The 1,578-nt window shown below is 56.6% G+C and carries 1 rRNA gene; it reads right to left on the bottom strand.

Annotated features, from left to right (window positions below):
• Positions 1–32: 32 nt before the first annotated feature.
• Positions 33–1,578, bottom strand: a 23S ribosomal RNA gene (locus tag ACFWUZ_RS36295); the annotation flags it as partial.

The following is a 1,578-nucleotide window of genomic DNA, read 5'->3' as shown; positions in this document are numbered from 1 at the left end:
CTTCAGAACTAACACAGTGGACGCGAGCAACTGAGGACAAGCCCTCGGCCTATTAGTACCAGTCAGCTTCACCCGTTACCGGGCTTCCACATCTGGCCTATCAACCCAGTCGTCTACTGGGAGCCTTACCCTCTCAAGGAGGTGGGAATACTCATCTCGAAGCAGGCTTCCCGCTTAGATGCTTTCAGCGGTTATCCCTCCCGAACGTAGCCAACCAGCCATGCCCTTGGCAGGACAACTGGCACACCAGAGGTTCGTCCGTCCCGGTCCTCTCGTACTAGGGACAGCCCTTCTCAATATTCCTACGCGCACAGCGGATAGGGACCGAACTGTCTCACGACGTTCTAAACCCAGCTCGCGTACCGCTTTAATGGGCGAACAGCCCAACCCTTGGGACCGACTCCAGCCCCAGGATGCGACGAGCCGACATCGAGGTGCCAAACCATCCCGTCGATATGGACTCTTGGGGAAGATCAGCCTGTTATCCCCGGGGTACCTTTTATCCGTTGAGCGACGGCGCTTCCACAAGCCACCGCCGGATCACTAGTCCCGACTTTCGTCCCTGCTCGACCCGTCGGTCTCACAGTCAAGCTCCCTTGTGCACTTACACTCAACACCTGATTGCCAACCAGGCTGAGGGAACCTTTGGGCGCCTCCGTTACCCTTTGGGAGGCAACCGCCCCAGTTAAACTACCCATCAGACACTGTCCCTGATCCGGATCACGGACCGAGGTTAGACATCCAGCACGACCAGAGTGGTATTTCAACGGCGACTCCACAACCACTGGCGTGGCCGCTTCAAAGTCTCCCACCTATCCTACACAAGCCGAACCGAACACCAATATCAAACTATAGTAAAGGTCCCGGGGTCTTTCCGTCCTGCTGCGCGAAACGAGCATCTTTACTCGTAGTGCAATTTCACCGGGCCTATGGTTGAGACAGTCGAGAAGTCGTTACGCCATTCGTGCAGGTCGGAACTTACCCGACAAGGAATTTCGCTACCTTAGGATGGTTATAGTTACCACCGCCGTTTACTGGCGCTTAAGTTCTCAGCTTCGCACGCCCGAAAGCGCACTAACCGGTCCCCTTAACGTTCCAGCACCGGGCAGGCGTCAGTCCGTATACATCGCCTTACGGCTTCGCACGGACCTGTGTTTTTAGTAAACAGTCGCTTCTCGCTGGTCTCTGCGGCCACCCCCAGCTCAAGGAGCAAGTCCTCTCACCAGTGATGGCCCCCCTTCTCCCGAAGTTACGGGGGCATTTTGCCGAGTTCCTTAACCATAGTTCACCCGAACGCCTCGGTATTCTCTACCTGACCACCTGAGTCGGTTTAGGGTACGGGCCGCCATGAAACTCGCTAGAGGCTTTTCTCGACAGCATAGGATCATCCACTTCACCACAATCGGCTCGGCATCAGGTCTCAGCCTTAATGAGGGACGGATTTGCCTACCCCTCGGCCTACACCCTTACCCCGGGACAACCACCGCCCGGGCTGGACTACCTTCCTGCGTCACCCCATCGCTTACCTACTACAAGTCTGGATCGTCGGCTCCACCACTTTCCTTTCCCCGAAGGGTC

The sequence above is a fragment of the Streptomyces sp. NPDC058646 genome, assembly GCF_042716875.1.
In the GTDB taxonomy this organism is placed as follows: domain Bacteria; phylum Actinomycetota; class Actinomycetes; order Streptomycetales; family Streptomycetaceae; genus Streptomyces.
This window is presented reverse-complemented; position numbering and strand designations above follow the sequence as displayed.